Annotated in this window: 13 protein-coding genes; 4 read left to right on the top strand and 9 right to left on the bottom strand. The window is 68.0% G+C overall.

The window, feature by feature from the left end; translation table 11 throughout:
• Positions 1 to 58: 58 nt before the first annotated feature.
• The 9 genes from J2Y54_RS04615 to J2Y54_RS04575 form a co-directional block, all read right to left on the bottom strand.
• Entirely contained in the window at positions 59 to 2,014 is a 1,956-nt protein-coding gene (locus J2Y54_RS04615) for an ATP-binding protein (RefSeq protein WP_310037326.1), read from the bottom strand.
• A gap of 48 nt (positions 2,015 to 2,062) precedes the next feature.
• A complete protein-coding gene (spt, locus tag J2Y54_RS04610; protein WP_310037324.1) occupies positions 2,063 to 3,277 on the bottom strand; it encodes a serine palmitoyltransferase in 1,215 nt (404 codons plus the stop codon).
• A gap of 45 nt (positions 3,278 to 3,322) precedes the next feature.
• Complete coding sequence (locus J2Y54_RS04605) at positions 3,323 to 3,565, bottom strand: acyl carrier protein (RefSeq protein WP_310037321.1); 243 nt, start codon at positions 3,563 to 3,565, stop codon at positions 3,323 to 3,325.
• Between the two features lie 225 nt (positions 3,566 to 3,790).
• Positions 3,791 to 4,693: an NAD-dependent epimerase/dehydratase family protein gene (locus J2Y54_RS04600; RefSeq protein ID WP_310038461.1), complete on the bottom strand. Its 903-nt coding sequence runs from the start codon at positions 4,691 to 4,693 to the stop codon at positions 3,791 to 3,793.
• A 2-nt stretch (positions 4,694 to 4,695) separates the two neighbouring features.
• Entirely contained in the window at positions 4,696 to 5,799 is a 1,104-nt protein-coding gene (gene proB, locus J2Y54_RS04595; RefSeq protein WP_310038460.1) for a glutamate 5-kinase, read from the bottom strand.
• A 117-nt stretch (positions 5,800 to 5,916) separates the two neighbouring features.
• Positions 5,917 to 6,837, bottom strand: a complete 921-nt coding sequence (locus tag J2Y54_RS04590; RefSeq protein ID WP_405052874.1) for an alpha/beta hydrolase — start codon at positions 6,835 to 6,837, stop codon at positions 5,917 to 5,919.
• Between the two features lie 70 nt (positions 6,838 to 6,907).
• Positions 6,908 to 7,690: a MipA/OmpV family protein gene (locus J2Y54_RS04585; protein ID WP_310037319.1), complete on the bottom strand. Its 783-nt coding sequence runs from the start codon at positions 7,688 to 7,690 to the stop codon at positions 6,908 to 6,910.
• 115 nt (positions 7,691 to 7,805) lie between these two features.
• A complete protein-coding gene (gene obgE, locus J2Y54_RS04580) occupies positions 7,806 to 8,855 on the bottom strand; it encodes a GTPase ObgE (RefSeq protein WP_310037317.1) in 1,050 nt (349 codons plus the stop codon).
• Positions 8,856 to 8,858: 3 nt separating this feature from the next.
• A complete protein-coding gene (locus tag J2Y54_RS04575) occupies positions 8,859 to 9,491 on the bottom strand; it encodes a helix-turn-helix domain-containing protein (RefSeq protein WP_310037315.1) in 633 nt (210 codons plus the stop codon).
• A 49-nt stretch (positions 9,492 to 9,540) separates the two neighbouring features.
• On the opposite strand from J2Y54_RS04575, the gene J2Y54_RS04570 reads away from it, so the two are divergent.
• The 4 genes from J2Y54_RS04570 (at position 9,541) to J2Y54_RS04555 (ending at position 16,342) form a co-directional block, all read left to right on the top strand.
• The gene (locus J2Y54_RS04570) at positions 9,541 to 10,401 is read left to right on the top strand and encodes a metal-dependent hydrolase (RefSeq protein WP_310037314.1); all 861 of its coding nucleotides are present in this window, start codon (positions 9,541 to 9,543) and stop codon (positions 10,399 to 10,401) included.
• Positions 10,402 to 10,508: 107 nt separating this feature from the next.
• Complete coding sequence (locus J2Y54_RS04565; protein ID WP_310037311.1) at positions 10,509 to 11,693, top strand: efflux RND transporter periplasmic adaptor subunit; 1,185 nt, start codon at positions 10,509 to 10,511, stop codon at positions 11,691 to 11,693.
• A gap of 12 nt (positions 11,694 to 11,705) precedes the next feature.
• Positions 11,706 to 14,891, top strand: a complete 3,186-nt coding sequence (locus J2Y54_RS04560; RefSeq protein ID WP_310037308.1) for a multidrug efflux RND transporter permease subunit — start codon at positions 11,706 to 11,708, stop codon at positions 14,889 to 14,891.
• Positions 14,888 to 16,342: a TolC family protein gene (locus J2Y54_RS04555; RefSeq protein ID WP_310037305.1), complete on the top strand. Its 1,455-nt coding sequence runs from the start codon at positions 14,888 to 14,890 to the stop codon at positions 16,340 to 16,342. Before J2Y54_RS04560 ends, J2Y54_RS04555 begins: the two co-directional genes overlap by 4 nt.
• Positions 16,343 to 16,383: the final 41 nt, after the last annotated feature.

The raw sequence follows: 16,383 nt of genomic DNA, 5'->3' as shown, positions 1-16,383 counted from the left end.
TCGCCGCGCCGGCCGGTCCGGCGTTCCTGTTCCGCTATATCGAAGGACACGCGTAAATCTAGCCCGCGGTCGCCGGTGTCGGTGTGGCGCGGGTGGCATCTGCGAGTGCCTGTTCCAGCGCGGCGAGGGTGAAGGGCTTGCGCAGCACGGGATGGTCGCCGAACCGGTCCTGTTCGCCCTCGCCGGCATAGCCGGTGACGAACAGCACGCCGACACCCTCCAGCTGCGGTTCGAGCGCGGCGATCATTTCCGGGCCGGTCTGGCCCGGCATCAGCACATCGGTCATCACCAGGTCGAGCGCGTGGAGGCCGGCGACGATCGCCGGCGCGCCGAGCGGGTCGGGACAGGCAATCGGCCGGTGACCGAGTTCTTCGAGCGCGGCGATGGTCGCCGAGAGGACGCGCGGATCGTCCTCGACCACCAGAATGTCGAGCGCTCGATGCGCGCCCTGGCGCGGGCCGATCCGCACGGCCGGCTGGTCGGGGGAGGCGGTGGCAGCGTGGCAGGGGAGCAGCATGGTCACGGTCGTTCCCGTGCCGGGCGTCGATTCGATCCGCACCTCCCCGCCCGACTGGCGGGCAAAGCCGAAGACCTGGCTGAGCCCGAGTCCGGTCCCCTTGCCGACCGGCTTGGTGGTGAAGAAGGGTTCGAATACGCGCGCCAGCACCTCAGGGGTCATGCCGCTGCCGGTGTCGCTGACCGAGATGCTGACATAATCGCCCGGCGCGCATGCCCCGGCATCATCGCCGGACAAGGCGATATGGCCTGATGCGACCACCAGCGTCCCGCGTCCGTCCATCGCATCACGGGCATTGACCGCGAGGTTGAGCAGCGCGTTTTCGAGCTGAACGCGATCCGCCCAAACGCGCCAGCCGGTGCCTTCGCTGCGGGTTTCGATGACGATGCCGTCGCCCAGCGTGCGGTCGAGCAGCTCCGTCATGCCATGGATCAGCGCACTCGGCTCGATCGCCTCGGGCGCCAGCGCCTCGGAACGGGCAAAGCCGAGCAGCTGACGGGTCAGCGCCGCGGCGCGGTTGGCGCCTTCGCCGGCATTGTCGAGGTGGCGCAGCGCGGCGTCGGGCGCAGTGGCAAGGTTGCGCTTGGCAAGCTCGATCCCGCCTAGGACCACGGCGAGCATGTTGTTGAAATCATGGGCGATCCCGCCGGTCAACTGGCCCACGGCCTCCATCTTCTGCGCCTGGCGCAACTTGTCCTCGGCAGCGGCGCGTTCGCGCGCTTCGGCCTTGAGGCTGGCGGTGGCATCGGCGACGGCGGCTTCCAGTTCGGTCGAGCGGCGGCGCTGCGCGTCGGCTTCGGCCGCAGCGGCGGCGCGGGCACGAATCACGCGGACGTTGAGCCAGCCCAAGGCGATGGCGCCGAACGCCAGCAGCATGCCGAACAGCGCCAGGTTGCGCGTGTCGGCACTTGCCCCGTCGGCGCTGGTGCGCGCCGCTTCGGCACGGCGGGCGAGCAGGGTGCGCTCCGCCTCGAAAATCGCATCCGCCTCACGGTCCATCGCCGCCAGATGCGGGGACCGGCGCGCGGCGTTGAAATAGGCATAGGCCGGTTCGTAGCGGCCCAGATCGGTGTTGCGCGCCACTTCGTCGAGTTCGACGCCGCGCGCGCGGAAGGCGCGGTCGAGCCGGGTTACGCGGTCGCGTTGCGCGGGATTTGCGCGGGTGCGGCGGTCGAGCAGGCTCAACTGGCCGGCGGCGCGCTGCCAGCGGTCGACATAATCGCGGCCGACAGCACGTTCGCCGGCGACGACATAGCGGCCCAGCGTCGCTTCGGCCCCGGCCACTGTCGCCCGGAAGCTCTGGACCAGGACCATCACTTCATAGCTGTCCGACTGGCGGTTCAGCGCAGCCTGGCGCTGGGCATCGGCTTCGCGCTGGCTGGCGACGAGCAGCACCAGCACGGCGATGCCGAGCAGTGCGACCAGCGCCAGCAAGGCCGATCGCCAGTCGATCGTCCGCAGGCGGTTGAACACAGCATCGAGGCGGCCGGTACGCATGGTCGCGACTTTAAGCGCGGGGCGGGGATGTGACCATCCCCGGCCCGGTCAGGGGATGACCCCGACCGCCTGGCCCGCAGCCTTGAACATGCCCAGTACGCGCTGGATCTGCTCGGGCGTGTGCTCGGCACTGAGCGAGCAGCGCAGGAGGAAGGTGCCCGCCGGGGTCGCCGGGGGACGGGCAAGGTTCACGTACAGCCCGTTTTCCAGCAGCGTCTGCCACATCGCCGCGCCCTGAACCTGATCGGTCAGGATGATGGCGATGATCGCGCTGTCGGCCTGCTCGGTCCCGAGCTTGAAGCCCATGTCCTTGAGCCCGGCATGCAGCGTGCGGGCATTGTCCCACAGTCGCGCGCGCTTTTCATGGGCGGTCATCAGCTTGCGGATCGAGGTCGCGGCGGTGGCGACGACGCTGGGCGGCAGCGACGCGGTGAAGATATAGGGGCGGCAGGCGAGGCGGATCGCCTCGAACTTCGGGTGGTTCGAGACGCAGAAACCGCCGACGGTGCCGACCGACTTGCTGAACGTCCCGACGATGAAGTCGACATCGTCCTCGCAGCCGAGCGCTTCGTACACGCCGCGGCCATTGGGGCCGTAAAAGCCCATCGAATGCGCTTCGTCGGACAGGACCATCGCGCCATGCTTCTTGGCGACGGCGACCATTTCCTTGAGCGGGGCGATGTCGCCGAGCATCGAATAGACGCCCTCCAGCACCACCAGCTTGCCGGCTTCGGCCGGCAGGCGGCCGAGGCGCTTGTCGAGATCCTCGACGCTATTGTGGCGGAAACGGACGATTTCGGCGACGCCCTGCTTGCACCCGTCATAGATCGAGGCGTGGCTGTCGGCGTCGAGGATGATGTAATCCCCCTTGCCGGCGAGGGTCGAGATCATGCCGAGATTGGCCATGTAGCCGGTCGAAAACACGATCGCGCCGGTCGTGCCGTAAAACTCGCGCAGCGCCTGTTCGACCTCCATATGGTCGCGGAAGGTGCCGTTGAGCATGCGGCTGCCATTGGTGCCGCTGCCGAATTTCTCCAGCGCCTCCTTGCCCGCCGCGATCACGTCGGGGTCGAAGGTCATGCCCATGTAGTTATAGGTGCCGAGCAGGATCGTGTCCTTGCCCTTGATCACCGCCTCGGTCGGCGATTTCACCTGCTCCATCACCACCGCGTAAGGATCGGTGAAGCCGGCGTCGAGCAGCGCCTTGCGCTCCGCGATGATGGCGTCGAACTTGCTCATCAGATCGGGCTTTTCGCCGGTCATGGGAGCCGGAGCGTCGGAAGTGGCAATGGCTTCGGTCACGTGGGTTCAGCCCTTCAGCTTCTGGACCGCATCGACCAGCTGGCCGACGGTTTCGATCTCCGCCTGCATGTTCATGGTGATGATGATGTCGAACTCGTCCTCGATCGCGGCGACGAAATCCATCACCGTCAGGCTGTCCCATTCGAGATCGCCGGCAAAGGTGGTGGAATCGGTCAGCGCGACGCCCTTCTTGTTGAAGGGTTCGATCTGGGCGGAGACGGTTGCGAAGATGTCGTTACGGTCGCTCATGCGCGGTCCTTACTGGTGTGGGCTGGCACTGCCAAGCGATTGCGGCGGAATTGCGGGAAGAGCGGGGCGGCGCCGGACACGCCATGGAGGGGAAACTGACACTTTTGCAGGGTTGTCCTGCGCGGTGTCAGCCAGTCGGTACGACACTGGACGGGGCGGGGGCGGACCGGGGGCATGCGCCGACCCAAGCATTCGAAATCCAACATTTCAAGGCCGATGGGATGGCTAGAGCAGACCCTGTGCCCGATACCAGTCCGCCGTCTCGACCAGCCCGTCGAGCGTCGCGATTTGCGGCGCCCAGAGCGATGCGGGCGGGCGGTGGTGCGGGGTCGCGGTCCAGTCGGGGTGGCTGAGATAGGCGGCGCGGTCGGGGGTCAGCTTGGCATTCGCCTCGCGCAGGAAGCGGTCGGCATGGCCGACGAGGTGGAGCAGCGCGCGCGGGACGTGGAGCGGGATCGGGCGCTTGCCGACCGCGCCGCCCACCAGCCGCGCGAATTCGGCATGGCTGTAGCCGCCATCGACGCCATCGTCGCATTCATAGATATGGCGGCCCGTATCGCTCTGCGCCATCGCGACCAGCAGCCGGGCGAGGTCGCGGACATGGACCAGCGACACGCGGCCTGCCGGGGGAAGCACGACGAAACCGAGCTTTGCCATGCGGAAGATGTCGCGCATCTCCAGGTCGCCGGGGCCATAGACGCCGGGCGGGCGGACCATCGTCCAGTCGAGGCCGGAATCGCGCACCTCGTCCTCGGCCAGCGCCTTGGACTTGCCGTAGAGCGACAGGTCGGGTTCGCGCGCCGACAGCGAGGAAACATGGACGAAGCGGCGTACGCCCTGTCCCGCAGCGGCGGCAACCATGCGGCGGGTGCCGTCGACATTGCCGGTGATGAAACCGGCGGGCGTCGGTGCGTTGACCACGCCGGCGATGTGCAGGACCGCGTCGGCACCCTCGGCGAGCCGGGCGAGCGCGGTTTCGTCGTCCAGGCTGCCGGCGACCCAGGTGACGCCGTCGCGCGGTGGCTGCGCGCGGCGGGTGAGCGCGCGGACGCGATGGCCGCTAGCGAGCGCGTGGTCGACCGTGGCCGTGCCGACGAAGCCGGTGGCGCCGGTGAGCGCAAGGGTCAGCGTCACAGCAGCACCATATGGTTGCGGTGGACCAACGCCGCGCGCGGGGCATAGCCGAGGATGTCGCCCTGATCCTCGCTGCGGGTGCCGAGGATCGCCTGCGCCTCGCCCGCATCATATTCGGCGAGGCCGCGCGCGATCGGGCCGTTCGGGCCCTCGATCGTCACGAGGTCGCCGCGGAAGAACATGCCGCGCACGCCGGTTGCGCCGATGGCGAGCAGGCTGCGGCCTTCGCTCAGCGCGGCGGCGGCACCGGCGTCGATGCTGATGCTGCCCTTGGCGGTGAGGCGGCCCGCCAGCCACGCCTTGCGGGCGCGCGTGCGTTTTTCCGGGAGGAAGATGGTGTGGCGCGCGTCGGCGGACAGCGGCCGGTCGATGCGGCCGCTGGCGATTGCGAGGCTGACCCCGGCGCTGGCGGCGATCCGCGCCGCTTCGATCTTCGACACCATGCCGCCCGAGCCCATGCCGGAGGCGGAGCCGCGATCGGCCATCCCCTCAATCCGCGCGTCGATCTGAGTGACCTGCGCGATGTGCTGCGCGCCGGGGAGGGCGGGGTTGCGATCGTAGAGCCCGTCGATGTCGCTGAGCAGGACGACGCCGTTTGCGTCGGCGGCCTGCGCGACGCGCGCGGCGAGCCGGTCATTGTCGCCGAAGCGGATCTCGGCCGTCGCGACGCTGTCATTTTCGTTGATGATCGGCACGACGCCGAGGCTGAGCAGGCGGCCCAGCGTCGCGGCGGCGTTGAGGTAGCGGCGGCGATCCTCAAGATCGTCGAGCGTGACCAGCATCTGCGCGGCGGTGAGGCCGTTGGCCGCCAGCACTTCGGCCCAGACCTGGCTGAGCGCGATCTGGCCGGTCGCCGCGGCGGCCTGCGCATCCTCAAGGCTGGCGCGGCCGCCCTTGGGCAGGTTCAGGCGACGCGCACCGAGCGCGATTGCACCGGACGAGACGACCGCGACCTGCTGCCCCGCCTGCACCCGCGCGGCGATGTCGGCGGCGATCCCCTCAAGCCAGTCGCGCCGCACGCCGCCATCGGGGTCGACGAGCAACGCCGATCCGATCTTGACGACAAGGCGCGGGCAGGAGGCGGGCGGGAAGAGGTGCATCGCGCGCGGCATAGCGCCTCGATCTCATTCCGTCATCCCGGGCTTGACCCGGGATCCCGCTTCTTCGGCTGTCTCAAGGCAGCTGGACCCCGAGTCGAGCCCGGGGTGACGCGAGGGTCAGGGTTGAAACCGCGTCTTCAGCCACGCATCGACAACCGGCGTCGCGGGATAGTCGGGCTGCCCCAGCTTTCGGTTGACCTCCATATGGCCGATCAGGCCGCGCCCTTCGATCCGCGTGACCTGGGCCGGGGTGCCCGCCTGGCGCAGCGCGGCGCCGAGCGCTTCGGACTGGCGCTTGCCGTCGTCGCGATCGACATGGAGGATCAGGAAGGCGGGGGCGTTCGGCCCGGCGGCGTGGAGGGTGGGGGACAGCGATTTTTGCCGCGCGGGATCGCTGCCGAACGCCTGACCATAGGTGTCCTGCATGATCGATGGGCCGTCCGCGAGCTGCGCGGCGACGTCATAGGCCGCGCCGTCGAGCGGGATCACGCCGCTTATGTCGCTCAGGGCAAAGCCGGCCGCGCGGGCATAGCGCGGGTCGGTGCCGACGAGGGCGACGAGGTGCGCGCCCGCGCTATGGCCCATCAGCACCATCCGCGCGGGATCGATGTTGAGCTTGCTCGCATTGCTGCGCAGCCAAGCAAAGGCGGCGGCGACATCGGCGGCCTGATCCTCGACCTTGGCGGCGGGGACGAGGCGGTAGTTGACCGAGGCGACGGCATAGCCCTGTTCGAGGAAGTGCGTCACCTTGGCCGCGCCGGTGGCGTTACGCTTGTCGCCGCGCTTCCACCCGCCGCCATGGACGAAGATCACGATCGGCGCGGGCCTGGCGGTGTCCTTGGCCGCCCAGAAATCGAGCTTTTGCAGCGGGTCGGTGCCGAAGCTGTGCTCGACCATGCCCGCCGCTGGCGCTTCGGCACCGCGCGCGGCGGCGCGTTCGGCCATCCGCTCCGCCAGCCGCTCGCGAAACCGCTGCGCGTCCGCCACCGGAACCGCGACCAGCGCCAGTCCGGTTATGCCCAGAGCCAATCGGATCATGTCCACCCTCCAGCTGAAATCGAGCGGGACGGTGCCAGATCGTTGCTGAACCGCAACTGTCCGTGCGTGGTTACTGCGCCCCGAAGGTGTAGCTGAGCGCGAGGCCGGCCGAGGGCTGGCTGCGCGTGCCGCGGCTGCGGACATAGGGGGACTGAGCGGCGTCGCCGACGAGATGATCGTAGCGGGCATAGGCAGCGATGCCGACGCGCTTGGTCAGTTGGCGCAGATAGCCGGCGGCAAGGCCCAGCGCCTCGACCCCGCCATCGGGGCGATAGGCGGCGAGGCCGGTGGCGGCGCTGTCGGCGGCGGTGATGCCGTACCAGGCGCGGTGGTAGGTCGAATCCGCCACCATCACGCGCGGTCCGACCGAAAACAGCCAGGCGTCGCCGTCGCGGGCGATATAGTCGGCGCTCAGCTCGCCGACCCAGCCGTCATGACCGCTGATCGCGCGCCGGGCTTCGCCGCGGATGCGCAGATCGCGGGCGAGATAGGTCTGGGCAAAGCCGCCAATTTCGAAGCTGAACCCGACTTCGTGCAGTGGGATGCCGGTATCGGCGGCGGTGCGCTTGCCCTTGAACCCCAAAGCCGGGCCGAATTCGACGCCGCCGGTGTCGAGCACGGGAAAGCCCAAGCTTTCGTCCGGTGCCTCGAATTCGAACGGCGTGTCGCCGCGCGCGCGCGACACTTCGAAGAACGGCCCGACGGACAGGTCCTTGGCGCCGGGCGATTTGGGCGACAATTGCGGGCCGATATAGACGCGCGTGCGCAGCGGCTCGCGTTCGGCTGGTGCCTCCTGCGCGGCAGCGGGCAGGGCGATGGCGAGCAGGGCGAGCGGGGCGAAACGATACAGCATGGCGCACAATTTAATCGATCCGCGCCCGGGCGCCAGTCGGTCGCGCGCGAAAAATCGCGCCGTGCCGCTGGACGGCCGCCTGTAGCCGACCCGGGGCCCGGTTGTCAGGCGCGCTTCAGACCGGCGACCATTCGACCGGTTCTTCGCCATCGTCATCGTCCGCCACGCGTCCGCGATCCGGGCCGATCGCCTCGAGCAGCTTGTCCAGCACCCAGTCGAGCCCGACGCCGCTGGCGCCGCTGATCGGAATGACCTCGGCGCCGCTCGCCGCTTCCAGCTCGGCCGAAAGCGCGGCGATGAGTTCATCGTCGAGCGTGTCGATCTTGTTGAGCGCGACGATCACCTTCTTGTCGGTGAGGCCGGCGCCATAGGCTTCGAGCTCGTCGCGGACGATGCGGTAGCTGGTCGCGACGTCCGCGTCATTCGCATCGACCAGATGCAGCAATACCTTGCACCGCTCGATATGGCCTAGGAAGCGGTCGCCGATCCCGGCGCCTTCGGCCGCGCCCTCGATCAGACCGGGAATGTCGGCGACGACGAATTCGCGATGCTTGTGCCGGACCACGCCGAGCTGGGGACGGGTGGTGGTGAAGGCATAGGCGCCGACCTTGGCCTGAGCATTGGTGACGGCGTTGATGAAGGTCGACTTGCCCGCATTGGGGAGGCCGACCAGCCCGGCATCGGCGAGCAGCTTCAGCCGCAGCCAGACCCATGCTTCCTCGCCCGGCCAGCCGGTGCCGTGCTGGCGCGGCGTGCGGTTGGTGCTGGTCTTGTAGCTGGCATTGCCGCGCCCGCCATCGCCGCCGCGCAGGAACACGATGCGCTGTCCGACATGGGTGAGGTCGGCAAGCAGGGTCCGTTCCTCGTCATCCGCCAGGATCTGGGTGCCGACCGGGACCTTGATGACGAGATCGTCGCCGCCGGCGCCGGTCTTGTTCGCGCCCGCGCCGCCATGGCCGCGCTGTGCCTTGAAGTGCTGGGTGTAGCGAAAGTCGATCAGCGTGTTGAGGCCGGCGACGGCTTCGAACACGATGTCGCCGCCCTTGCCGCCATTGCCGCCGTCGGGGCCGCCATACTCGACATATTTCTCACGCCGGAAGCTGACCGCGCCGCCGCCGCCCCAGCCGGATTTGACATAGATTTTGGCCTGATCGAGAAAATGCATGGTCTAAAGGTCCTGGCCCCACATTTGCTGGAAGCGGGGCGATCCGGTGAGCTGACGCAGCGCGATTTCACGCGCGGCGCCGCGGGGAAGGTCGAGCGAACGGGCGAGCTGCTCGCCGAGCAGCGCATCCCCCATCGCCATCAGCACGAGGCTCAGCGTATCCTCGCGCAGGGCGACGCCGGTATCTTCGCCCTCGACCGCAGCGATCTGATCGACCAGTCCGTGAATCACTTCGAGGATCGGGTCAAGCGCGTCCTCATTGCCCGACAGGATCATCCAGCTGGCCAGCGCGCCGGCCCCGGACGAGTCGAACGCGTCAAAGGCAAGGTCGACGACTTCGCGCGGCTTGTGCTCGGTCCGCTCGCTGTCCTCGGTGCGCGCATCGTGGATCAGCGCGACGATCCGCGCGCAGACGGTTTCGGCGATCCGCCGGGCGAGCGCGCGCTGCAGCCCCGCCGCCGACCCGAAATGGTGGAGCAGATTGGCATGGGTGCGCCCGATCCGCGCGGCAACGGCTTTGAGCGTCACGGCCTGGGGACCGGCTTCGATCAGGATCGTTCGGGCCGCTTCAAGCGCGGCGTCGCGTGATTCTTCCGGGGTGAGCCGCTTGCGCTCGGAGATGGGGGTTATTGACATAGATGTAAGTAAAAACTAGCTCCACTGGAACGTGCCTTGGAGCAAAACCATGTCGAACGCAAAGACTCCCGCCGATCTGACGATCACCCCGCGCGACCGCCGCTTTGGGCGCGACCAGCGCCCGGACCGCTGGTGGCTGGGCGGCAACCCCGCAGCAACGGCGTTCTATAACGCGCTGTCGGTGACCTTTCCGAAGGGCGAGGCGTTCTTCATCGAGAGCGTCAAAGCGTTCCGCGATGGGGTCGACCCCAAGCTGGCGCGTGAAATCCGCGCGTTCACGATGCAGGAAGTGGTGCACAGCCGCGAGCATGTGGCGTTCAACCGCCGCGTGCTGGACCATGGTTATGACATCAGCCGGCTGGACCAGCGGGTCGACGAGGTGCTGGCGATCGCCAGCAGCCGCCCGCCGATCGTGCGGCTGGCCGCGACGCTGGCGCTGGAACATTATACTGCGATCCTGGCGGCCGAACTGCTCAAGAACCCCAAGCATCTGGAGGGCGCCGACAGCGAGAGCCGCGAGCTGTGGCGCTGGCATGCGCTGGAGGAGATCGAGCACAAGGGCGTCGCCTATGACACGTTCCTGCACGCGACCCGCCACCTGTCGCGCGGCAAGCGGTACAAGATCAAGGCGCTGGTGATGCTGCTGGTGACCGTCAATTTCTGGAAGCACCGCATCGAGGGCACATTGGACCTGATGGCGCAGGACGGGATCACCGGCTGGCGCGCCAAGGCGATGCTGGCGAAATATCTGCTGGTGTCGCCCGGGCTGGTGACGCGCATGATCCCGGCGTGGCTGAGCTATTTCCTGCCCGGCTTCCACCCGTGGAACCATGATGACCGCGCACTGATCCGCATGGCCGAAAGCGCCTATGAGGCGGCCGTGATGCGGCCGGAAACCGCCGCCGCCTGACGCCATCGGGATTACTGAACGGAAAATTTCAGAAATTATCTGTTGCGGGGTTGAAACCGCTTTCGCCCCTCCCCAATTGCTGCACCGCAATAAGGGGAAATACGACTATGCGTGTCCTGGCAGGCTGTGTGGCGCTGTTGGCTTTGGGTGCTTGTGGTGGCGGTCAGCCGCCCGCGGCGCCGCCGCCGCCCGAGGTCATGGTCGCAACGCCGCTTCAGCGCGAAGTGGTCGACTGGGACGATTATACCGGCCGCTTTGTCGCGCCCGAGGATGTCGAGCTGCGCGCCCGCGTCAACGGTGTCATCACCGCGATCCACTTTCGCGACGGCCAGGATGTGCGCAAAGGCCAGGCGTTGTTCACGATCGACCCGCGGCCCTATCGCGCGCAGTTGATGCAGGCGCAGGCGCAGATTGCGCGGGCGCAGGCGGCGCTGAACAATGCGCGCCAGGTGACCGCGCGCAGCCGCGAACTGGCCAAGGCGCAGGCGGTGAGCGCCGAGGAGCTGGAAGCCAATATCGCTGCCGAGCGCAGCGCCGCTGCCGACCTCGCCGCCGGGCGCGCCGCCGCGTCGCAGGCGATGCTGAGCCTTGGCTTTACCACCGTGCGTGCGCCGTTCAGCGGGCGCGTGTCGGACCGGAAGGTCAGCATCGGCGATTTCGTGGCGGAGGGGCAGACGGTGCTGACGCGCGTCGTGTCGCTCAACCCGATCTGGTTCGAATTCGAAGGCGCCGAGGCCTTTTACCTCAAGAATCTGCGGCAGGATCAGCGCGGTGAGCGTGGATCGTCGCGCACCACCGCCAATCCGGTGCAGATCCAGCTGGCCGACGAGGCCGATTATCGCTGGAACGGCCGGATGGCGTTTCTCGACAATGCGGTCGACCCCAATTCGGGGACGATCCGCGCCTATGCCGTGGTCCCGAACCCCAATGGCTTCCTGACCCCCGGCATGTTCGGCCGCGCGCGCCTGCTTGGATCGGGCAGCTATCGCGCGATGCTGGTGCCGGACGAGGCGATCGTCACCGACCAGACCCGGCGCCTCGTCTATGTCGTCAGCAAGGACAACAAGGCGACGCCGCGCGTGGTCGAAGTCGGCGCCAAGGCGGAAGGGCTGCGCATCGTGCGCGACGGTCTGGCGCCGACCGACCGGGTGGTGCTGACCGGCGTCGGCCGGCTTCAGCCTGGCGCGCAGGTCACCCCCAAGGCCGGCAAGATCACGCCCGACGCGACCAAACAGGCTGCGCCGACGCGTCCCATCGATCCGCCGGCTTCGGGCCAGGCGACCGTCCAGTAAGGGGCGCGATTCATGAAATTCCCCCATTTCTTCATCGAGCGGCCGATCTTTGCGGCGGTGCTGTCGATCCTGATCGTGATCGTCGGCGCCATCGCCTATCCGTCGCTGCCGGTCGCGCAATATCCCAATATCGCGCCGCCGACCGTCGTCGTGACCGCCGCCTATCCCGGCGCGAGCGCGGAGACGCTGGCCGAAACCGTCGCCGCGCCGATCGAACAGGCGATCAACGGCGTCGACAACATGCTATACATGACGTCGTCGTCGACCGGTAACGGCCAGACGCAGATCACCGTCGCGTTCAAGCAGGGCACCGACATCGACAAGGCGCAGGTGCTGGTCCAGAACAAGGTGGCGACCGCCGAGCCGCGGCTGCCCGAGGATGTCCGCCGGATCGGTGTGACGGTGAACAAGAGTTCGCCCGACTTCCTGATGGTCGTGTTCTTCACGTCCCCGGACAAGAGTTTGGATATCCAGTATATCTCGAACTACGTCACGCTGCAGGTGCAGGACCGCATCGCGCGCATCCCGGGCGTGGGTCAGGCCCAGGCCTTTGGCGGCCGCGATTACAATATGCGCGTGTGGATCGACCCGGGCCTGGCCGCCGCGCGCGACATGACCGTGGACGAAGTGGTCAACGCGATCCGCGGCCAGAACCTGCAGGTCGCCGCCGGCACGATCGGCGCACCGCCCTATGGCAATGCCAGCCCGGCATTCGAACTGGGCGTCCAGACCAAGGGCCGGCTGACCACCACCGACGAGTTCGGTGCGATCGTGGTCAAGCGCGATGCGACCGGCCGCCTGACGCATCTGCGCGACGTCGCACGGATCGAGCTGGGTGCGCAGGATTACAACTTCAACGGCTATCTCAACGACAAGCGCGCGGTCGGCATGGGCATTTTCCAGCTGCCCGGATCGAACGCACTGGCGACCGCCGAAGCGGTCAAGGCCGAGCTGGACAGCCTGGCCAAGGACTTCCCCCCGGGGATGACCTATTCCATCGATTACAACCCGACCGAATATATCGCGGAGTCGATCACCGCGGTCGAGCACACGCTGATCGAGGCGCTGGTGCTCGTGGTGCTGGTGGTCATCGTGTTCCTGCAGAGCTGGCGCGCGGCGGTGGTGCCGATCGTGGCGATCCCGATTTCGCTGATCGGCGCGTTCGCGGTGCTGCTGGCGTTCGGCTATTCGCTCAACACGCTGTCGCTGTTCGGCCTGGTCCTTGCCATCGGCATCGTCGTCGACGACGCGATCGTGGTGGTCGAGAATGTCGAGCGGCTGATGGAAGAGGAGGGGCTGTCCCCCAAGGAAGCCGCGCACAAGACGATGGACGAAGTGTCGGGCGCGATCATCGCGATCAGCCTGGTGCTGGTCGGCGTGTTCGTGCCGACGATGTTCATCCCGGGCATTTCGGGCGCTTTCTACCAGCAGTTCGCGATCACCATCGCTTCGGCGACGCTGATCTCGGCGTTCGTGTCGCTGACGCTCTCGCCGGCGCTGTGCGCGCTCGTGCTCAAGCACAAGGGCCATGCCAGCGAACCCGCGCCGGGCTGGCGCGGCGTGCCGGCGCGGGCCGGGGCGGCGTTCAATCGCGGGTTCAACCGACTGTCGGACAATTACGGCAAGCTGACCGCGAAGCTGGTGCGGATGCTGATGGTCGTCGGCGTGGTCTATGTCGCGCTGATCCTCGTCGCCGGGTGGCGCTTCACATCGACCCCGTCGGGCTTCATCCCGCCGCAGGATCAGGGCTATCTGATCGGCGCGGTGCAGTTGCCGCCGGGATCGTCGCTCAACCGCACCGATGGGGTCGTGCAGGAGGCGATTGCCGCCGCGCGCAAGCTGCCGGGTGTCAAATATGTGGTCGGCTTTGCCGGCCTTGACGGGGCGAGCTTCTCGACCGCGCCCAATACCGGCGTGCTGTTCTTCGGCCTGGCCCCGCATGCCGAGCGTGATGCGACCGCCGACGAGATTCAGGGTGCGCTCTATGGTGCCCTCGCGCCGATCAAGGGCGGCGACATCCTGGTCATCGCGCCGCCCCCGGTTCCGGGCATCGGCACCGGTGGCGGATTCAAGATGATGATCCAGGACCGCGAGGGACTGGGCTATCAGGCGCTGGCGCAGGCGGCCTTCGGCATGATGATGGGCGCGAACCAGCAGGAGAGCGTCGCGGGTGCCTTCACCCTGTTCAACACCGGTACGCCGCGCCTGACCGCGGATGTCGATCGCGAGCGGGCCGAGCGGATGGGCGTGCCGGTGTCGAACATCTTCTCGACGCTGGGTGCCTATCTCGGTTCGTCCTATGTCAACGACTTCAACTATCTGGGCCGCACCTTCCGCGTGACGGCACAGGCCGACGCGCCCTATCGCGACGACGCCACCGACATTCAGGGCCTGAAAACCCGGTCGGCGTCGGGCGAGATGGTGCCGATGAGTTCGGTGATGACGTTGAAGAACGATGCCGGGCCGTATCGCGTGGTGCGCTACAATCTCTATCCCGCAGCCGAGCTGCAGGGCGATTCCAAGCCCGGTTACTCGACCGGTCAGACGCTCGACGCGATGGAGGCGCTCGCCGCACAGACGCTGCCACAGGGCATGAGCTTCGAATGGACCGAACTCGCGCTGGAGCAGAAATCTGCCGGCAATACCGGGACGATCGCCTTTGTCCTGGCGGTGGTGTTCGTCTTCCTGTTGCTCGCCGCGCTCTATGAGAGCCTGGTGCTGCCGCTGGCGGTGATCCTGATCGTGCCGATGTGTCTGCTCGCCGCGATCCTGGGGGTCAACGCGATGGGGATGGACAATAATATCCTCACGCAAATCGGTCTGGTGGTGCTGATCGGGCTGGCGGCGAAGAACGCGATCCTGATCGTCGAATTCGCGCGGCAGAACGAGGATCAGGGCATGGACATGTTCGAGGCTGCCAAGCATGCCGCGAGCCAGCGCATGCGGCCGATCGTGATGACGTCGATCGCCTTCATCCTCGGCGTGCTGCCGCTGGTGATCGCGAGCGGCGCGGCGGCGGAGTTGCGTCAGGCGCTGGGCGTCGCGGTGTTCTTTGGCATGATCGGCGTGACGATCTTTGGCCTGATCTTCACCCCGGCCTTTTATGTCATCAGCCGCAAGTTCGGCATCTGGGCAAGCGCGCAGACGGCGCGTTTCCGCTCCAAACCCCATGACCCCGTGACGGAGCCGGCAGCATGAAGCGCCTATTCCTTGTAAGTGCGAGCGCGGCGCTGCTTGCCGGCTGCTCGGTCGGTCCGACCTATCAGCGGCCCGAAACCCCGTCGGCTGCGGCTGCGGCCTTCGTCGATCCGGGCATGACGAAGGTGTCGCCGGGCGCGGTCGAGGGCGAATGGTGGCGGTTGTTCAAGGATCCGGCGCTCGACCGGCTGGTGGTGGAGGCGCTGACCTACAACACCGACATCCGTCAGGCGTCGGCCAACCTGAAGCGCGCGCGCGCGATCCTGTCGGAATCGCGCGGGGCGCGGCTGCCGGGGACGAGCGTGAGCGGGGGCTATACCCGCTCGCGCACCGGGGCGGAGAGTGCACAGGGCGCGTTGCCCGCCGGCGTCGACGGGGTCGAGGGCGACTTTTTCCGCGTCGGGCTCGATGCGTCCTATGAGGTCGACCTGTTCGGGCGGGTGAGCCGTTCGATCGAAGCGGCGCGTGGCGATGTCGATGCGGCGCAGGCGGCACTCGACGGCGCGCGCGTGGCGATCGCGGCGGAGACGGCGCGGACCTATGCCGCGGCGTGCGGCTTTGCCGCGCAGGCGGCGGTGGCGCGCGAGACGGTGCAGCTCCAGACCCGCACGCTCGACCTGACCCAGCGGCTGCTCGATGCCGGTCGTGGCACGATCCGCGATGTCGATCAGGCGCGCGTGCTGGCGGAGAATGCCCGCGCACAGGTGCCGGCGTTCGAGGCGGAGCGGCGCGCGGCGCTCTATGCGCTGGCCACGCTGACCGGCAAGCCGCCAGCGGAACTGGACGCGCAGGCCGATGCCTGTGCGACCCCGCCGGGCGTATCGGCGCTGATCCCGGTCGGCGATGGGCAGGCGCTGCTTGCCCGCCGTCCCGACGTGCGCCAGGCCGAGCGTCAGCTGGCGGCGGATACCGCGCGGGTGGGGGTGGCGACCGCCGCGCTCTATCCGTCGATCACGCTGGGCGGATCGGTGTCGCTGGGGGCGCAGAATATCGAGGATCTGGGGAAGAGCTCGTCGTTCAACTTCTCGCTCGGGCCGCTGCTCAGCTGGAACTTCCCGAACCTGACCGCCGCCCGCGCGCGGATTCGGCAGGCCGAGGCGGGGGCGGAAGGTTCGCTCGCCGCGTTCGACGGCACGGTGCTGACCGCACTGCGCGAAGTCGAACAGGCGCTGGCGCGCTATTCGGGCGAGATCGAGCGCAACGTCGCGCTGCGCCGTGCCGATGCGTCGGCGACCAACGCCGCGCGGATCGCGATCCTGCGGTTCGAGGCGGGGCGCGACAGCCTGCTCCAGCGCATTGACGCCGAACGCGAGCGGGCAGGGGCGCGTGCTGCGCTGGCCCAGTCCAACGCCGCGCTGGCGGAGGCGCAGGTGGCGCTGTTCAAGGCGCTGGGCGGCGGCTGGGAAACCGCGCCGGATACGGTGCGGCGCGAGGCTGCTGCCGCTAACTGAGGTCCAGAGTTTCGGGCGGAGCCGTGTTGCGTAACTGGCTC

This window comes from Sphingomonas sp. BE123, from assembly GCF_031456015.1.
Taxonomy (GTDB): Bacteria; Pseudomonadota; Alphaproteobacteria; order Sphingomonadales; family Sphingomonadaceae; genus Sphingomonas.
Note: the sequence above shows the minus strand (reverse complement) of the source record. Positions and strands in the feature narration are given on the sequence as shown.